General features: G+C 44.3%; 1 protein-coding gene. It reads left to right on the forward strand.

The window, feature by feature from the left end; genetic code table 11:
- The coding region (locus tag R7Z49_RS27180; RefSeq protein ID WP_318112776.1) for a sulfatase-like hydrolase/transferase at window positions 1-537 on the forward strand (537 nt) is incomplete at both ends.

Genomic DNA, 537 nt, shown 5'->3' on the forward strand with positions numbered 1-537 from the left:
TGCCAAACCTCTACGAGTTTGCACAGCAAAATCAAAACTTCCGTAAACACTACAGCTCAAGCAATGACACCTACGGTGCATTTGGCTTGTTCTATGGTTTACCAACAAGCTACGCCTCTAGCATCAAGGCACAAGGTGCCTCGCCTGTACTTCTTGATGTACTTAAAGATCAAGGCTACACCTTCGGTTTGTTTAGCGGCAGCGGTTTTGAAGATGACCTTTATTCAGAAATCGTCTTCCGAGGCGTAAACCTAGCTGAAAAACTGGATGGTACTCAAGCCCATACCGATAAACAATCTATCGCCGATTGGAACATGTGGCTAACGGAAAAAGCGAACCAGCCTTGGTTCAGCTACATCGAAGTTACTACGGTAGATAATTTTGAATCTATCCCGTCGAACTCGAAAGAAGATATGTCGGCGAGTGAACGCTTCAAAAATGCTTATGAGTTTGCCGTGAAATCTGCGGATGACAAAGTCGGCGGTATTATCAAAACACTTGAAGACGCTCAATTATTGGCAAACACCGTTGTTATCG

Origin of the sequence: Vibrio sp. 1562, from assembly GCF_033340155.1 — a bacterium.
GTDB lineage: Bacteria > Pseudomonadota > Gammaproteobacteria > Enterobacterales > Vibrionaceae > Vibrio > Vibrio alginolyticus.